Genomic DNA, 325 nt, shown 5'->3' with positions numbered 1-325 from the left:
GTTTTAGATTATACCATGCTTCAGTTACCCAATTATTTGAATCATCTCTATACCTAACCAATATTGATACTGTATCTGAACATTTATTTCTAAAATGAACTTTATAATGCTGGTTGCTTTGAAGGCCAAGGTATTTACCATCTTTCCAAATCTCATAATCAACAATGGTATTATCCTTTACAACATATTTCAGTGTTTTTTCTAATACATTATTTTTCCAATGACGTTCTCCAACATTCTTTCCTTTCTCATACATTGGCTCAATACCATTGTAATAAGTGAGTACTAGATTGTCGTTATTAAATTCTTCGTATTTATAAGTTTG

General features: G+C 29.5%; 1 protein-coding gene. It reads right to left on the bottom strand.

Going from position 1 to position 325, the window contains the following annotated elements; all coding sequences use genetic code 11:
- Window positions 1-325: hypothetical protein (locus IU405_RS05125; protein WP_197437540.1), on the bottom strand; the 325-nt coding region annotated here is incomplete at both ends.

The sequence above is a fragment of the Polaribacter sp. BAL334 genome, assembly GCF_015767435.1.
Classification (GTDB): domain Bacteria; phylum Bacteroidota; class Bacteroidia; order Flavobacteriales; family Flavobacteriaceae; genus Polaribacter.
The sequence above is the reverse complement of the archived record's forward strand: the minus strand, read 5'-3'. Positions and strand labels throughout refer to the sequence as shown.